Origin of the sequence: Bifidobacterium sp. B4142, from assembly GCF_026537325.1 — a bacterium.
GTDB lineage: Bacteria > Actinomycetota > Actinomycetes > Actinomycetales > Bifidobacteriaceae > Bombiscardovia.
Window position 1 is genome coordinate 373,934 of the sequence record NZ_JAFNMJ010000002.1, and the last position, 16,751, is coordinate 390,684.

The window sequence follows — 16,751 nt, forward strand, 5'->3', positions numbered from 1 at the left end:
CCGATTCGCTCAGGCTTCAGGACTGCATGACCGCGTGGCGGACGTAGTCGGACATGTCCCCTGGATCGATGCAGTCCTGGAAGCGCACAGGTGCGTTTTCCAGGGTGCGCAGAGCCTTGGGGGGCCTGGTGTTGGTGGCCTCGGCCAGGATGTCCATGCAGTCGAAATCGCTGTCCGGGGTCTCCAGACCCAGGGATTGACAGACCACCCTGGGGAACTTGTAAGGACTGGCCGTGGACAGCAGTACCCGGGGCACGGCAGAATCCCGGTCGGTCTGCCCGGTCATGACCTGGTAACCGCAGGCCGTGTGCGGATCGATCAGGTATCCCCGGTTCTCCCAGCAGTTGCCGATGGCTGATGCCACCTGGTCCTCGTCGGCCCAGCCGCAGGAGAAGAGCCCGCGGATTCTGGTCATCAGGGCATCAGGCACCTGGTAGCGTCCCGTAGATTCCAAATCGCTCATAAGCGAGGCAATCAGTTTGGTGTCGCCGTCGGCCATGTAGTAGAGCATCCGTTCCAGGTTGGAGGATATCAGAATGTCCATGCTGGGGGAGGTGGTGGTGTAGAAGGGGCGGTTGCGGTCATAGACGCCTGTGGTCAGGAAGTCGTTGAGGACACGGTTGCGGTCCGAGGCCACGGTCAGGCGAGCCACTGGAAGGCCCATCATCTTGGCATAGTATCCAGCCAGCACATCGCCGAAGTTGCCGGTGGGCACGCAGAACTCGACCGGATCCCCAGGTCTGATCACTCCCCGTTCCATCAGGGACCCGTAGGCCCGGAAGTAGTAGACGACCTGCGGGGCCAGGCGGCCTACGTTGATGGAGTTGGCCGATGAGAGAACGGTCGAGGCCTTCTCGTCCAGCTCGCGAGCCAGGTCAGCGTCGGCAAAGATGGACTTGACTGTGGACTGGGCATCGTCGAAATTGCCCCGAACCGCACAGACCCGCAGGTTGCCGCCCTGCTGGGTGACCATCTGCAGACGCTGAATCTGGCTCACCTTGCCTTGCGGGTAGAAGACGGTGATGCCTGTGCCCGGCGCATCTGCGAATCCGGCCAGCGCCGCCTTGCCCGTATCACCGGAGGTGGCGGTGAGCACCATGATCCGTTCGCCATCGTCCCCGGCCAGGGCCATCAGTCTTGGCAGAAGCTGCAGGGCCACGTCCTTGAAGGCCGAGGTGGGTCCGCAGAAGAGCTCCAGTACGAAGTCGTTGCCGCCCAGATCCACCAGAGGGGTGATTGCCGGATCGGACCACTGTTCTCCGTAGGCTGCGTCCAGGCAGGAGTCCAGTTCTGGGGAAGAGTAATCACTCAGCAGACTCGAAAGGACCAGTTTGGCCGTGCTCTTGTAGTCCAGGCCGGCTACCGAGGCAGGGTCGATGATCTCGGCGTCCAGTTCATCGCTAACGTAGAGTCCGCCGTCAGGAGCCAGGCCTCGTCTGATGGCCTGCTTGGACGGCAGCTGCTCCTTGCCGCCTCGGGTGCTGTGGTATGTGCTCATGGTTGCCTGCCCCTCCGCCATGTCGCTGAACAGATTATTACCAAGGCATTCTACCCTGCGCGGGGGTCAGAACCATTGCTCTGCTCGGCTCGCGGAGGAAACCGTCTATGGACGTCAGGGCCTGCCAGGGGCCGGCATAGCGTACAGTATTGCCCACCAGCCCTGTATCCGAGGCTGGACCTTATAGACAAAGGAGTGACCCATGGTCGAAGAGAACCCGGTACAGCAATCCTACGATGTCCTGAACTCTTCGATCTCGCAGGTGGATCCGGAGATCGCTGCACTGCTGGATGGAGAGTTGGAGCGTCAACGCGGTGGTCTGGAGATGATCGCCTCAGAGAACTTCGTGCCCAAAGCCGTCCTGCAGGCTCAGGGATCCGTACTGACCAACAAGTACGCCGAGGGCTATCCTGGCAGACGCTACTACGGGGGTTGCGAGTGGGTGGATCAGGTCGAGAACCTGGCCCGGGACCGCGCCAAGGCCCTGTTCGGCGCCGAGTACGCCAACGTCCAGCCACATTCGGGCGCCCAGGCCAACGCCGCCGTTTACCAGGCACTGATCAAGCCCGGCGACACCGTGCTGGGTCTGGCCCTGGATCATGGCGGTCACCTGACCCACGGCATGAAGATCAACTTCTCCGGGCGCTTTTACCATGCCGAATCCTACGGGGTCGATCCGGACACCTTCCGCATTGAGCCCGAGATCATCCGCCAGCGGGCTCTGGAGACCCATCCAGCCCTGATCATCGGCGGGTGGAGCGCATATCCGCGCATCGAGGACTTCGCAGCCATGAAGGAAATCGCCGATGAGGTGGGAGCCAAGTTCTGGGTGGATATGGCGCACTTCGCGGGTATGGTGGCAGCCGGCCTGCACCCCAGCCCGGTGCCCTATGCCGATGTGGTCTCCTCCACGGCCCACAAGACCCTGGGAGGACCCCGATCCGGATTCATCCTGGCCCGTAAGGAGTATGCCAAGAAGCTCAACTCCTCGGTCTTCCCCGGCAACCAGGGCGGCCCGCTCATGCATGTGGTCGCCGCCAAGGCTGTGGCCTTCAAGCTGGCCGGCACGCCTGAATTCAAGGAGCGGATGGAGCGCACACTGGAGGGCGCCAAGATCCTGGCTGAGCGCCTGATGGCCAAGGATGTGGCCGACAACGGCATCACCGTGCTCACTGGAGGGACGGACGTCCACCTGGTCATGGTGGATCTGCGCAACAGCGAGATGGACGGCCGCCAGGGGGAGGATCTGCTGGCCAAGATCGGCATCACCGTCAACCGCAATACGGTGCCCTTCGATCCCCGCCCGGCATCCGTGGCCTCCGGTCTGCGCATCGGAACCTCCGCCCTGGCCACGCGTGGATTCGGCCCGGCCCAGTACGAGGAGGTGGCCGACGTGATCGGCACTGCGCTGGCCCAGGGTCCCCAGGCTGATCTGGATGCCCTCAAGGCCCGGGTGGACCGGTTGGTCGAGGCCTTCCCGCTCTATCCCGAGCTGGATCAGACCCACTGATCGGCACTTGGAGGAGGGAGGTGCAGCAATGCCCTCCCTCCTCCTGTCGTCATTGCCTCCGCTGAGGGTTACAATCGGTACAGAATATGGGTCTGGCAGGCCCGTGAGGGCGAAAGGATCTGACGAACATGAGTGAAAACGACGACTCAGATCGCCAGGATGTGTTTGATCGGGTCTGCGCCATGGCCGATGCTGCGGCGGCTGCACAGGCAGGTCTGGCAGGTATGACCGGCCAGACAAGGAACGCCCTCTTGCTGGCCTTGGCCGATGCGCTGATCGATCAGGCTGAGCAGATTGCCGCAGTCAATGAGCAGGACTGCGCTCAGGCTTTCGAAGAAGGAATGAGCGCCGGTCTGATTGACCGTCTGCGCTTGGATAAGGTTCGTATTGCGGACGCCGCCCGTGGCGTGCGCATGGTGGCGGGACTGACCGATCCGCTTGGCGAGGTGGTTCGCGGCCATGACATGCCCAACGGCATGCGGCTCAATCAGGTGCGGGTTCCCCTCGGCGTGGTGGCCATGATCTACGAGGCCCGGCCCAATGTCACCATCGATGTGGTGGCCCTCTGCCTCAAGTCCGGCAATGCGGCCCTCCTGCGAGGGGGGCACGCGGCCCAGCGCACCAATCGCGCGCTGGTGGAGCTGATAGGCGGGGTGCTTCGTGAGCAGGGGTTGGATCCGGCTCTGGTGGCTTCCGTGGATCGATACGGTCGCGAGGGGGCCCAGGCTCTGATGAAGGCGCGCGGTCATATTGATCTGTTGGTGCCCAGGGGTGGCCGGGGGCTGATCCGCAGCGTAATTGAGCAGGCCACTGTGCCCACCATCGAGACCGGGGCTGGCAATGTCCATATCTACGTGGATCGCTCGGTGGACATGGACCAGGCCATTCCCATCATCATCAACGCCAAGACCCAGCGGGTGGGCGTCTGCAACGCCGCCGAAAAACTGATCGTCCACCGGGATGTGGCCGCTGAATTCCTGCCCCGTGTGGCCCAAGCGCTGACGCAGGCCCAGGTCGAGCTGCGCCTAGACGCAGTCTCCATGGACATCCTGGCCGGGCATGGTCTGCCTGAAGAACTGCTGGTCAGCGCAGAGGAAGCCGACTGGGACCGCGAGTATCTGGATCTGAAGATAGGGGTGCGCGTGGTGGACTCCCTGGATCAGGCCATCGAGCACATCAACCGTCACTCCACCGGTCATACCGAGGCCATCTTGGCCCGGGACTACGAGGCCGTGGAGGAGTTCTCCCGTCGGGTGGATTCGGCAGTGATCATGGTCAACGCCTCAACGCGATTCACCGATGGCGGCATGTTCGGCATGGGCGCCGAGCTGGGCATCTCCACCCAGAAGCTGCATGCCCGAGGACCCATGGGTCTGCAGGAGCTGACCACCACCAAGTGGATCGGTTACGGCAGGGGGCAGGTGCGGCCGTGAATGAGAAGATCGAAGAGCTCTTCCAGCGCGAGCACGACAATCCGCGCATCTGGCTGAGGGTGGCTTCAGAGCGGTTGAGCCTGCTGCGGTACGTCTTTCTGGTCCAAATCGAGGACGGCATCCCGGATGCAGACCAGCGCTCCTGCCTGGAGTACGCCGACGCTGTCCTGATTGGCTGGCCTGACGAGCATGCCGATGATGTGTACGACCTGGACCAGGACCAGCTCAACCAGGTCAGGCATGACATCACCGTCATGGAGGAGCGAGTGCCGGTCTTCCGCAAACAGGAGCAGGAGGGGCGCATCGCCGACCTGTCCGATTCATTGGTAGCCATCATCGGATGCGTGGCCCAGGTTCGTCGGGCCTACCAGCCGGGCTTCCCCCTGCCCACCTACTCCGAGATTCGCCGGGTGGTCCAGGAGGAGTGGAATGCCGACATGGAGCGGATCGATCCCGACCGGGTCAACCCCAGCGCCGAGCAGATGCGCCAAGAGGCCAAGTCTGAGAACGAGGAGAACGCCTCGAAAGCCAGACGGGAGGGCGAGCAGGCGTGAACCGGATGATGTCTGAGCTGTCCAAGGAGGGGGAATCCGGGCAGGAGCCATCAGATATTGACGGGGCCTGTAGGCCTGCCCACCATAACCGCCGACCCCGGGTGGGGATCATGGGGGGCACCTTCGACCCTATTCACAATGGCCACTTGGTGGCAGCCTCGGAGGTGGCCTGGGTCTACGACCTGGATGAGGTCATTTTTGTGCCCACTGGCCGCCCGGCCTTCAAGCTGAACAAGACGGTGACCAATGCCGAGGACCGCTATCTGATGACCGTGATCGCCACGGCCTCCAACCCCAAGTTCACGGTCTCCCGGGTGGATATTGAGCGGCCTGGCATCACCTATACCGTGGACACCCTGCGCGACATCAAGCGGATGCGCCCCGACAGCGACCTCTTCTTCATCACCGGGGCGGACGCCGTGGCCGAGATCATGCGCTGGAAGGATGCCAACCGGATGTGGGATCTGGCCAAGTTCGTGGCCGTCTCCCGGCCCGGCTACTCCTCAAGCCTGGACGACCTTCAGGTGCCTGCCCAGCGGGTGGATACGTTGGAGATTCCGGCCCTGTCCATCTCGTCCACGGATGTGCGCCGTCGCTCGGCCCGGGGCATGCCCGTCTGGTACCTGGTTCCGGACGGGGTGGTGCAGTACATCAACAAGCACGGGCTCTACCGCTCAGCTTCCTGAGCTTTGCATTCCGCCTGACTCGTCAACACGGACTGCTCGGCTGTGTCAGCGCGCGCCATTATTATGGAGGCTGTCCGCTTCAGCGAAAACAACGTTTGGAGATATGGTGAGCGCGATACTCAAAGGCAGACCAGGAAAAAATCTCATACTTGTCACAGGCCGGACCCATCCCAGACTCGCGGCGGACGTGGCCGATCAGCTCGGCATCGACGTCCTGGAGACGACAGCCTACGACTTTGCCAACGGCGAGATGTATGTGCGTTATACGGAGTCGGTGCGTGGTGCGGATGTCTTCGTCCTGCAGACCCATTCCGACCCGGTCAACAAGTCCATCATGGAGCAGCTGATCATGATCGATGCCCTCAAGAGGGCCTCGGCGCGATCCATCACCGCAGTCTGCCCGCTCCTGGGTTACTCCCGTCAGGATAAGAAGCACCTGGGGCGCGAGCCCATTTCCTGCAGGCTCATGTTCGACCTGCTCAAGGCGGCCGGTGCGGATCGAATCATGTCGGTCGACCTGCACGCTGCCCAGTCACAGGGCTTCTTCGACGGGCCTGTGGATCACCTGATTGCCATGCCTGTGCTGGTGGACTATGTGCGCGACCGGATGGATCTGTCCAAGGTGGCCGTGGTCTCGCCAGATGCCGGCCGCATCCGGGTGGCCGAGCAGTGGGCCCAACGCCTGGGTGGCGTGCCCCTGGCCTTCATCCACAAGACCCGTGACATCACCCAGCCCAACAAGGCTGTGGCCCATCGGGTGGTGGGCGACGTGCGCGGCTTGGACTGCGTGCTGGTGGACGATCTGATCGACACCGGCGGCACCATCGCTGAGGCCTGCAATGTGCTGGATGAGGCTGGCGCCAATTCCATCACCATCGTGGCCACCCATGGCGTCATGTCCGGACCCGCCGTGGAACGTCTCAAGTCCTGCCAGGCCAAGGAGGTCATTCTGACCGACACGGTTCCCATCCCCCAGGAGAAGCGTTGGGATGGGTTGACTGTGCTGTCCATCGCCCCCCTGCTGGCTTCGGCCATCAAGGCGGTCTTTGAGGATGGCTCAGTGGCCCGGCTCTTCGATACGTATCCAGCTCATCACGGCCAGGGCTTCCTCTTCGCTTAAAGCCTTGCCTGCCCGGCATGGCGTGGCGTAATCGTCCGGCTGTGGCATAATAAACCTGGCGGGGCCTCAGGAGTTCCGCCCTTCCCCCATGGTGTAAAGGCAGCACACGGGTCTTTGGAACCCTTAGTCTTGGTTCGAATCCAGGTGGGGGAGCTTACGCTCGCCGATTCCGGTCGGAGACGGCCTCCTTGGGGTCGGTGACCAACCGAAAGGAACTGTCTTGGCAGTCAAGAAGATCGAAACCTGGCTCACCGACATGGACGGCGTGCTGGTGCACGAGAACACGGCCCTGCCCGGAGCTGCCGAATTCATCGACACCCTCAAGCGCAACAACCGCCAATATCTGGTGCTGACCAACAATCCCATCTACACCCCACGTGACCTTTCGGCCCGCCTTGGTCGTTCGGGCATCGACGTGCCCGAGGATCGGATCTGGACTTCAGCCTTGGCCACCGCCGACTTCGTGTCTCGGACCATGCCGCAGGGATCGGCCTATGTGATTGGCGAGGCTGGGCTGACTACGGCCCTGCACGAGGCCGGGTTCATTCTTTCCGACATCAATCCGGACTATGTAATCCTGGGCGAGACCCGGACATACTCCTTTGAGTCCATCACCACAGCAATCCGTCTGATCCTGGGCGGCGCCCGCTTCATCTGCACCAACCCTGACGCCACCGGCCCCAGTGAGAACGGCGTTCTGCCGGCAGCCGGCGCTGTGGCGGCCCTGGTGACTAAGGCCACCAACCGGGAGCCCTACTTCGTGGGCAAGCCCAATCCCATCATGTTCCGCACGGCCCTGAACAGGGTTGGCGGCCACTCAGAGACCACGGCCATGATCGGTGACCGAATGGACACCGACGTGGTGGCCGGAGTCGAGGCTGGCCTGAACACCTTCCTGGTGCTGACTGGCATCACCACACGATCCGAGGTGGAGACCTTCCCCTACCGCCCTGACCAGGTGGTGGATTCCATTCAGGATTTGATCGACATCGCCGAGAGCGGGGTGGTGGAGTTTTGAGCGGCGGGCAGACGCTGACCGCTGGCATCATCCTGGCCGCAGGCGAGGGCACTCGCATGCACTCGGCCCACCCCAAGGTTCTGCATACCTTGGCTGGCAAGACCTTCCTGCAGAGAGTCATGACTTCGGTGACCGCCCTGAATCCGGAGCTGACTGCCGTGGTGGTTCATCATCAGGCCGACCTGGTGGCGCAGGCCGCACGGTCCTACGATCCCCAGGTGCGTATCGTCCGTCAAGACAGCAGACCGGGTACAGGGCGTGCGGTTCAGTGCGCCGTAGACCAGCTGGATGGGGAGCTTCGGCATGACGGTCAGGTGCTGATCGTGGCCTCGGACATGCCCCTGCTGGACGCGGACACGCTGCAAAGCCTGCTCGACTATCATGTCAATTCCGGTGATGGGGCCACCGTGCTGACGGTCAATCTGGACGACCCTACCGGTTACGGCCGCATCATTCGTGACCAGGATGGACGGGTCCTGCGCATCGTCGAACAACGGGATGCCACCGGCACCGAGCTGGCCGTCAAGGAGGTCAACACTTCCGTTTACGTCTTCGAGGCTGATCTGCTTCGACAGGCGGTCCGTGGCCTGGACGACAGCAACGCCCAGGGGGAGTTCTATCTGACCGATGCCCTGGAGACAGCCCGTCGCTTGGGCCGGGTGGGAGCCTTCGCCGCTCCTGATCCGCTCAAGGTCGAAGGCGTCAACGACAGAATCCAGTTGGCTGATCTGGCCAAGGCCCATAACCTGCGGGTCTGCCACAAGTTCATGCGCCAGGGGGTGACAATCCTGGATCCATCCACCACCTGGATCGAGGACGACGTGGTCGTCCAGCAGGATGCCGTCATTCTGCCCGGATGCTTCCTGCAGGGTCATACCGAGATCGCCTCGGACGCGGTCATCGGGCCCTATACCACCCTGATCGATGCCATCGTCGAGCCGCAGGCCAGGGTGGAGCGTTCCCGCGTGCAGGAGACCCGGATTGGGGCCAGGGCCAACATCGGCCCATGGACCTATTTGAGGGCCGGCAACGTCCTTGCCGAGGACACCAAGGCCGGGGCCTTCGTGGAGATGAAGAAGGCCACCATCGACCACGGGACCAAGGTGCCCCACCTTTCCTATGTGGGCGATGCCCACATAGGCCACGACAGCAATGTGGGCGGTGGGTCCATCACGGCCAATTACGACGGCGTGCACAAGAACCGCACCGAGATCGGGTCGGAGGTGCATGTGGGCGCAGGAAACCTCTTCGTGGCACCCGTCCAGGTGGGCGACGGGGTCACGACCGGGGCCGGATCGGTCATCCGCCATCCGGTCGAGGACGGAGCCATGGTCTACTCCACCAATGACCAGCATCAGGTTCCGGACTGGAAGCCTGCCTGGGAGCGGTAACCATGAGAGCATCGGCTTCACAACAAGGAAAGGCGTGACAAGTGCCAGCATTGCAGGAATCCATCGACGCGGTCCGGGTGGCCGCTCGGGCTGCCAACGATGTCAAGGCCATGGACATCGTGGCCTTCGACGTCTCCCGGCCCATCGCCATCACCGATATCTTCATGGTGGCCACCGGCAGCAACGAACGTCAGGTCCTGGCCATCGCCGAGGAGGTGGAGAAGCAGCTCCATCTGCAGAAGAACCTGGATCCCCGCTCGCGGGAGGGCGTCCAGGAGGCCCAGTGGGTTCTGCTGGACTACGGTGATTTCGTCATCCACATCATGCACAAGCAGGCCCGGGCCTACTACGATCTGGAACGGCTTTGGAAGGACTGCCCACAGGTGGACCTGCAGCTGGAGCACCCCTTCACCCTCGCCGATGATGACCCGGATAGCCAGCTGGCCTCCAAGGCGGACGATCTGAATGGGGATGATCTGCGCAGCCGTTTCGTCGATCCGCAGGAAAGCCATGACTGACTCGGTTGCCACCGTCGAGGATGGACGGCATGTGCGCTCCATGACCGTGGTCCGTCATGGGCAGACCTCATACAATGCAGGGCACCGGATGCAGGGCCAGATCGATATTCCCCTCAACAGTGTTGGCCGCTGGCAGGTGGAGAGGGCTGCCGAGGAGCTTCGGGCTGAGTACGTGGATGGCGCTCCTCAAGACCGTCACCTGCTGGTGGTCTCCTCTGACCTGGGCAGGGCTGCCGCCACCGCCCATGCCTTTGCCGACCCCTTGGGCCAGACGGTCCATCTTGATCCCGGGCTGCGCGAGCGCAGCTTTGGCGAGTGGGAGGGAGCCAGCGCCGAGGAGGTTCGTCAACGTTGGCCCGAGGACTATGAATCCTGGTCCCGGGGTGCCGGGGGAGAGCTGCTGCACGGTGCCGAGACCAAGGCACAGGTAGGTAAGCGCGGTCTGGAAACCCTGAATCGTTGGATTCATCGGGCTGGTCCGGATACGGATCTCATGGTCTTCTCCCATGGGTCCTTCATAGCCCAGGCCCTACAGGCTCTGCTGGGCATGGCCAGTGAATATCGCGAATACCTGGGTCTGGTCACCATGCGCAATGCCCACTGGGCGCGACTGATGCCACGAGACCTGCCAGACGGCGGTCTGCGCTGGTCCATGATCGACTACAATCGCGGTCCTGCCATCGCCATGCGGGGGGACTGGGACAATCCCCGAGGGCTGGTTCAGACCGACTGACCATCACAGGATCGCCATGACGACCAGCTACCATAAGAGCGCAGCAACCAGCCGTTGGATCAAAAGGGGTCGTAGTGAAGCAGTTCTTTCATGACATTTCCTGGGCGCAGATCGTCGCCGGCGCTCTTGCAGCCATGACCTCCTTCTGGCTGGCCGCCAAGATCGGCGTGGCGGGATCCATCATCGGCGTAGCCATCGGTTCCATCGTCTCTGCTGTGGCCTCGCAGATCTACAAGAATGTCTTGGAAGCCTCTGGCCAAAAGCTGCAGGAGTCCGTGGTTGGCGGTGCCGACCAGGATGATGACGATTCCAAGACGGATACGGACAGCGATTCAGCCGCTGATGGGCAGACCAGGGTCTTGCCGGCACAGGGGAAAGGCGCTTCGGACGATTCCAGCGGTGCTGCCGACGGGTCCACCCAGGTCATGGCGCCGGTTGATGGATCCACGCAGGTCATGCCTCCTGTCGGTGGCGAAAAGACGGCAGCCAAGACCGGCAGAACCATTTCGTCCAACAATGGTCCTCGGGCCCATGCGGCCCCCATTGCGGCAACCAGCAAAAAGAAACTGGATCAGCGCCGCCGCAACGTCATCATCGTCTCCGTGGTCAGCGCTCTGGTGGCCGTGCTGCTGTCCGCCCTGGCCATCAATGCCCTGACCAAAGGAGAAGGCACCGACAAGGTGGTCCGCAACGTGGTCAGCCCTTCGACCAGCCAGGTAACCCCCAGCCAGGAGGAAGAGACCCCCTCCAAGCCTGCACAGCGTACTGAGCAGCCTGAAGACCAGGCGACCCCGGGTGCCCCCCAGAATCAGCCTTCGGGAACGAATCAGCACCAAGGCAACGAACAGGGATCCGGGCAAGGTCAACAGCAGGGAGGGAACCCCACGAGCTCGCCTTCGCCCTCTGCCGACGCGACAGGCTCCACGCCCAGCCCCTCAAGTACGGCTCCCACACCCCAGTCGTCGCCGACGAGCACGACCAATTCCTTGCCTCATAACTGACCGGTCGCCCGGCGCGGCACACCCATCTCACCATGTAATGTGACTAGGGTCACTTTCAGACGGGCCAAGAGGCTCGTCACTAAGGACCTGGTCCCGAAGGCGGGATCAGCGATGAGAAAGGTGTATGTATGCGCAAGGTTCTGTGCTCTCCCGGCTCCTATGTTCAGCAGGAGGGCGCCATGGGAAAGCTGGCTGGAGAATACGCGGCTCTGGGCACCAAGGGCGCCCATCTGATCGTCGACCCGGTCATCGACGGGCTCTACCACGACGACATTGTCGCCTCCTTTGAGCACGATGGGATCCCCTACGAACTGATGAAATTCGGCGGCGAGTGCTCCATGGAGGAAATCGACCGCCATCGTGCCCATTTGGGCGACAGCGACGCGGTGATCGGCATTGGCGGCGGCAAGACCTTGGATACCGCCAAGGCTGTGGCCCACTTCGCCCACCTGCCGGTCATGATTGTGCCCACGGCAGCCTCCTCGGATGCGCCCTGCTCAAGGCTGTCCGTGCTCTACACGCCCGAGGGCGTCTTTGACCGTTACCTGCCCCTGCCTGCCAACCCCAACGTGGTCCTGATGGATACCGACGTCATTGCCAAGGCTCCGGTGCGTTTCCTGGTGTCAGGACTGGGCGATGCCTTCGCCACCTATTACGAGGCAGCCGCCTGCGTGCAGTCGAACGCGGTGACCATGACCGGGGGACACGCCACCATGGCTGCCTTCGCCCTGGCCCGTCTCTGCCGCGACACCCTGCTGGAGGATGGGGTCAAGGCCGTGGCCGCTGCCAAGGCCGGTGTCCGCACAGCCGCCTTGGAGAAGATCATCGAGGCCAATACGCTGCTGAGCGGTCTGGGCTTCGAGAGCTCCGGCCTGGCTGCAGCCCACGCCATCCATGATGGGATGACCGCCCTGGAGGGCACCCACTCCATGCTGCACGGCGAAAAGGTGGCCTTCGGCACCTTGGCCCAGCTGGTCCTTGAGGATTGGCCCCTGAAGGAGACCCGTGGGGTCTATGACTTCTTCCGCAGTGTGGGTCTGCCCACCTCCCTGGAGCAGATCGGCATCGGCCAGGCCAGCGAGGAGGATCTGCTCAAGGTTGGCGAACATGCCTGCGGTCCTGACGAGACCATGGGTAACATGCCCTTCGAGGTGACCCCCACCGATGTGGCTCACGCCCTGCGTGCAGCCGATCAGCTGGGCAAACAGTTCTGATACGCCATTCTCTGGTCCCTCGTTGAGAGGCCAAGCGGCCGTCGGCATGAAGTTGGCGGCCGCCTTTGTTTCCTCCGGTTTTGCTCCGGTCATCATTGCAGGGAGCTGGCGGCCTTTCGTATGGCTTCTTCACTTGGGCATGTGGCTGGACCCCGCTGGGTAGTGGAAAGTGCTCCTGCACAGTTGGCCAGCACCAGGGCCTCCTCAATGGGCAGACCTTGGAAGATGCCCGCGCAGAGGACACCCGAGTGTGCATCGCCTGCACCGTTGGTGTCTATGGCATGGACCTGCGGGGTGGGAATGTACTGGCTCTGCATTGCATCCTTGGGCTGGCAGTACCAGGCACCGCGGGCGCCGGCTCTGAGAACCACCGGACTGTCCAGTCTCAACGAAAGCGAGCGGCAGAGGGATTCCAACTCAGTAACGTCGCCAGTTTCGGGTTGGCACCCCAGACGTTTCGCCAGGATTGGTCCCTCGCGTTCGTTGAGGGACCAGATAGGATGCAGACCGTTGACCGCATCAAGAACATCCAATGCAATATCGGCCACCATGGGTCCCAGGTCGAAGAGCACCGGAAATCCTTCGCCCTGGTGTTTCTCAGCAAAACCGAGCAGGCTTCGGGTGTTGTCCTTGTGGCAGAAGGAATACCCACTCAGGTAGATGACATCACCGGGAACCAGATTCATGCTTTCGTAGGTGCCCTCCGGTACCCGGGTCTCTGCGCCCCTCGCCGACACAAAGGTGCGTTCACCCGAGGGTTCGATCATGGCTACCGAGTATCCGGTGTCACAGTTATCCAGCACAGGCCCTTGTGCGGGAACCTGCAGGGCAGCAAGGGCTCCACGGGCCATGTCCGCCATCGGACCTGTGCCGATCGCCCCCATGTAGGCTATGGGTGCCCCCATCCGCCTGGCTGCCTGGATCACGTTGTATCCGCCGCCGACCTTTATGGCGGTTCGCCTGGCGAAAATGTCCCCGCCGCGTTCCGGGAGGTGGTCGATGTTCATGCTCAGGTCAATCACCACCTGACCGAGATGAAGGATGCTGGGTTCAGTCATTACTGCTGCTCCTCACCGCCACGGAGTCCTTGGAGAGGAGGTGCAAAATGGCATAGAGGATTCCTCCCAGCAGGAGGGATACCAGCCATGCCAGGCCGTTCCTGCCCAGGAAGCTGCCGGCCAGCGGTCCTGAGAACCAGACCTCGTTCTTGGAGACCTGGGCCGTCACGAACAGGAAGCCGACGACTATCCCCACCAGCCAGCTGACGATGGCCGGGAGGTTGATGCCGTGCCAGTACCAGTATGGGGAATCGGCTTGAAGATTCAGAAGGCCGTCCGAATCGTAGCGCTTGCGGAAGATCATATCTGACAGGAAGATGCCTGCCCAGGTGCTCAGCGGCACTGCCAAGAGGGAGATGAAGGTGACGAAGGGGCCGTAGAATCCGTCGGAGCCCAGCGTGAAGTACAGGGCTCCGCAGGTGGTCACCACCACATCGACGACGACCGCATAGACGCGGGGAATTCTGATGCCCAGGGTGATGGTGGTCAGGCCGGCCGAATATACGGACAGGTTGTTTGACATGAGCAACCCAGCGAAGGCGGCAATCAGATAGGGGATCGAAACCCAGGCGGGCAGGGCGCTTCGAACCGCGGCGACCGGATCAGCGGCGGAGGCAATGGTGGAGTTGCCTGCTGTCAGGACCGATCCCAGGCCGATAACCACGACCAGGGGGATGCCGGCGCCGGCTGCTGCAGTCAGGATCAGAGAGCCGGATTTCACCGAGGTCTTTTGGTAGCGGGCCATGTCTGCGCCGGAATTGACCCAGCCGATGCCCGTCCCTGCGGCTATGGTGCCGACTCCGATCAGGAAGGCGCTGGCTGACCCGGGGGCATTGCCGATGAAGGAGGACCAGTCGACGGTCGTGGCCAGATAGATGGCTACCAAGAGGGTAAGGGCTCCGAATATCCAGGTGGCCCACTTCTGCACAGTGAGGATGAAGGCGTGGCCTGCGGCCGAGACCACCACGGTCAAGGCTACGAAGACGGCAATACAGACGAAGGTCAGGAAGGGGGAGCGCTTGGCATCAGCTGATGTGCCGAAGATGATGGCGATCAGGGAGAGCAGGGCAAAAGCGCCAGTCATCGTGTTCACCGTCTCCCAGCCCAGCCTGGATAGCAGAGCCACCAGTGTGGGGCCCGCATTGCCTCTGACGCCGAAAATGGCTCGGGACAGGGTCAGCGTGGGGGCGCCGCCTCTTTTGCCGGCTATGGAAATGATGCCGACCAGTGCGAAGGATCCGAAGGCTCCGATGGTCGTGGCGAGCACGGCCTGCCAGAGGTTGAGGCCCTGGGCAATCAGGGTAGCTCCCAGAGGGATTCCCAGGATCGAGATGTTGGCGGCGAACCAGACCCAGAAGAGCTGACCGGGCGACCCGTTCCTCTGATCCTCGGGCACGGGTTCGATGCCCCTTTGCTCAACTCTGGAGAGGATGGTGCCCTCTTTTGGTGCAGTTGACATGGATTGTCTCCTTTGACTCACGATGTACTGGATGCAGCGATGGATTGTCTGGTCAGGCCTGTGGTGTGGTCTGGGTGGACCCCATGATCTCAGGGTTGACTGGATTTTATATTCTTGTATTCCTGAAGGATTCTGTCGTATCCGTTTTGCGCTTTACCTTAGGGTAATCAGGCCACGGGCAGTTTTCTGCAGGTCAAGGTGAGATACCGAAGCCACCTGGGAGCAGAGTGCAGGGTCGAACACCTCGGGGCCGGTGCATGCGCCGGTCATTGCGCCAGTCATGGCAGCGATGGTGTCCGTATCGCCGCCCAGGTTGACCGCGACGAATAGAGCCGATTGGGGATCGTCGGCGAATCTCCAGGCCAGGGCAAAAGCGGCTGCCACAGACTCATTGGCCTCCACCGAAGTGCCGCAGTCTTCGATGAGGTGGCGTTCGAAGTCGTCCTCATCGCTGAATTCTTCGGACACTTGTATTGCCTGGCGGGCCCGAGCGGGAACCGATGCCTTGGGTGTCCAGGCTCCGGCGGTTTCCATGGCGGGTACCAGGCGCAAGGACTCATTCAGTGCCTGGCGAACGGTCATTCCTTCAAGTCCCAGACTGACTGTCGTAGCGATCAGCGCTGCGCTTTGAAAGCCTGCGACCGTGTCGTGGGTGACCTGGCAGGACTCGTAGATGCGATTGGCCAGCCGTCTGGTGTCTTCGGGCCTGTTGGCTATCCCTACCGGGGCGACTCGCATGGCCGCCCCATTGGTGGTGCCGGTCCTTCCTGTTGCCATGATGTCCGCGCCATGGCGAACCTGTTCCAGGGCCAGCTTGGTGGATGGCCCGAGCAGGTCCAGTGATCCGCGTGACTTCATGCCGTCCTCCCAGGCCAGAAGGCGCTTAGCGAACTCTTTGGGATCGATGTGTCCTCTGCCCTCGATGATCAGCTCTGCGACAATCAGTGCCTGCTCGGTGTCATCGGTCACAGATCCCGCAGGCATACCTGGAGCGATCGGCTGATCCGCAATAGCATCACGAAGGGTGTCAACCCTGCCGTAGGCCTCATGGATGGCTGCTGGACTCATGCTCTGCGTGGGCATGCCCAGCGCATCTCCCAAGGACAGCCCAGTAAGTGCGCCCAGTGCGCCCTTTTCAGTTCTGGTCATTGTTGTGCAAGCCTCCAGAGTCGTTGCGATGAGCCCATGAATCTGTTTGCAGATAGACTGCGACATTTTTAATCAGAATAATTGTAAGGCCCTTGGAGGTTTGTCGGCACAAAGGTTGTGGCAAGCATGATTCACAATGAAGAATGGGAGTCTGAGCGAGCTCTATCCTGTTAGGTGGGAGATAAAAACAATGCTGGTTAGTCGAGGTTAAAGATTTGATCGAGGTGTGGGTTCTATAGATTGCCGACAGTGATTGGCGAAGATTATCCCTTGATGCCGTAACGGAGTTTGTCGGGGTGTCCTAATCTTGGCTTCGGCATGGGTGGGCTATAGGAACTAAACGCGTTGTTTATGTTGGGGGTTTGGCCTTGTGGCTGTAAGCGTGTTGGGTGGTTGTTAATAGGTCGGG

15 protein-coding genes and 1 tRNA gene are annotated in these 16,751 nt (G+C 62.0%); 12 read left to right on the forward strand and 4 right to left on the reverse strand.

The window, feature by feature from the left end:
- Positions 1-16 precede the first annotated feature (16 nt).
- Positions 17-1,498, reverse strand: coding sequence for a threonine synthase (thrC, locus tag J3U06_RS06025; RefSeq protein ID WP_267444607.1), 1,482 nt, complete (start codon positions 1,496-1,498; stop codon positions 17-19).
- 202 nt (positions 1,499-1,700) lie between these two features.
- On the opposite strand from thrC, the gene glyA reads away from it, so the two are divergent.
- From glyA to J3U06_RS06085, 12 genes are all read left to right on the forward strand, one after another.
- A complete protein-coding gene (gene glyA / locus J3U06_RS06030) occupies positions 1,701-3,008 on the forward strand; it encodes a serine hydroxymethyltransferase (protein ID WP_267431175.1) in 1,308 nt (435 codons plus the stop codon).
- Between the two features lie 119 nt (positions 3,009-3,127).
- The gene (locus J3U06_RS06035; protein WP_416378942.1) at positions 3,128-4,441 is read left to right on the forward strand and encodes a glutamate-5-semialdehyde dehydrogenase; all 1,314 of its coding nucleotides are present in this window, start codon (positions 3,128-3,130) and stop codon (positions 4,439-4,441) included.
- Complete coding sequence (locus tag J3U06_RS06040; protein WP_267444609.1) at positions 4,438-4,995, forward strand: phosphoribosylglycinamide synthetase; 558 nt, start codon at positions 4,438-4,440, stop codon at positions 4,993-4,995. The genes J3U06_RS06035 and J3U06_RS06040 overlap by 4 nt, the downstream gene beginning before the upstream one ends.
- 5 nt (positions 4,996-5,000) lie before the next feature.
- Entirely contained in the window at positions 5,001-5,681 is a 681-nt protein-coding gene (gene nadD / locus J3U06_RS06045; RefSeq protein ID WP_198201328.1) for a nicotinate-nucleotide adenylyltransferase, read from the forward strand.
- Positions 5,682-5,784: 103 nt separating this feature from the next.
- Entirely contained in the window at positions 5,785-6,801 is a 1,017-nt protein-coding gene (locus J3U06_RS06050) for a ribose-phosphate diphosphokinase (protein WP_029676331.1), read from the forward strand.
- 82 nt (positions 6,802-6,883) lie between these two features.
- Positions 6,884-6,954 (forward strand) — tRNA-Gln (locus J3U06_RS06055).
- A 67-nt stretch (positions 6,955-7,021) separates the two neighbouring features.
- The gene (locus tag J3U06_RS06060) at positions 7,022-7,819 is read left to right on the forward strand and encodes an HAD-IIA family hydrolase (protein WP_024627950.1); all 798 of its coding nucleotides are present in this window, start codon (positions 7,022-7,024) and stop codon (positions 7,817-7,819) included.
- Positions 7,820-7,833: 14 nt separating this feature from the next.
- A complete protein-coding gene (gene glmU / locus J3U06_RS06065; protein ID WP_267400263.1) occupies positions 7,834-9,210 on the forward strand; it encodes a bifunctional UDP-N-acetylglucosamine diphosphorylase/glucosamine-1-phosphate N-acetyltransferase GlmU in 1,377 nt (458 codons plus the stop codon).
- A gap of 41 nt (positions 9,211-9,251) precedes the next feature.
- Positions 9,252-9,728, forward strand: a complete 477-nt coding sequence (gene rsfS, locus J3U06_RS06070) for a ribosome silencing factor (RefSeq protein WP_267431177.1) — start codon at positions 9,252-9,254, stop codon at positions 9,726-9,728.
- Complete coding sequence (locus J3U06_RS06075) at positions 9,721-10,461, forward strand: histidine phosphatase family protein (RefSeq protein ID WP_267444610.1); 741 nt, start codon at positions 9,721-9,723, stop codon at positions 10,459-10,461. The genes rsfS and J3U06_RS06075 overlap by 8 nt, the downstream gene beginning before the upstream one ends.
- A 74-nt stretch (positions 10,462-10,535) precedes the next feature.
- Positions 10,536-11,462, forward strand: coding sequence for a hypothetical protein (locus J3U06_RS06080; RefSeq protein WP_267444611.1), 927 nt, complete (start codon positions 10,536-10,538; stop codon positions 11,460-11,462).
- A gap of 128 nt (positions 11,463-11,590) precedes the next feature.
- On the forward strand, positions 11,591-12,676 hold the full coding sequence (locus J3U06_RS06085; protein ID WP_267444612.1) for a glycerol dehydrogenase: 1,086 nt from the start codon (positions 11,591-11,593) through the stop codon (positions 12,674-12,676).
- A gap of 92 nt (positions 12,677-12,768) precedes the next feature.
- Here J3U06_RS06085 and J3U06_RS06090 read toward each other — a convergent pair whose 3' ends face one another.
- From J3U06_RS06090 to J3U06_RS06100, 3 genes are all read right to left on the reverse strand, one after another.
- Complete coding sequence (locus J3U06_RS06090; protein WP_267444613.1) at positions 12,769-13,734, reverse strand: PfkB family carbohydrate kinase; 966 nt, start codon at positions 13,732-13,734, stop codon at positions 12,769-12,771.
- Positions 13,727-15,193, reverse strand: coding sequence for a purine-cytosine permease family protein (locus J3U06_RS06095; RefSeq protein WP_267444614.1), 1,467 nt, complete (start codon positions 15,191-15,193; stop codon positions 13,727-13,729). The genes J3U06_RS06090 and J3U06_RS06095 overlap by 8 nt, the downstream gene beginning before the upstream one ends.
- A gap of 153 nt (positions 15,194-15,346) precedes the next feature.
- The gene (locus J3U06_RS06100; RefSeq protein WP_198203898.1) at positions 15,347-16,342 is read right to left on the reverse strand and encodes an ADP-ribosylglycohydrolase family protein; all 996 of its coding nucleotides are present in this window, start codon (positions 16,340-16,342) and stop codon (positions 15,347-15,349) included.
- Positions 16,343-16,751: the final 409 nt, after the last annotated feature.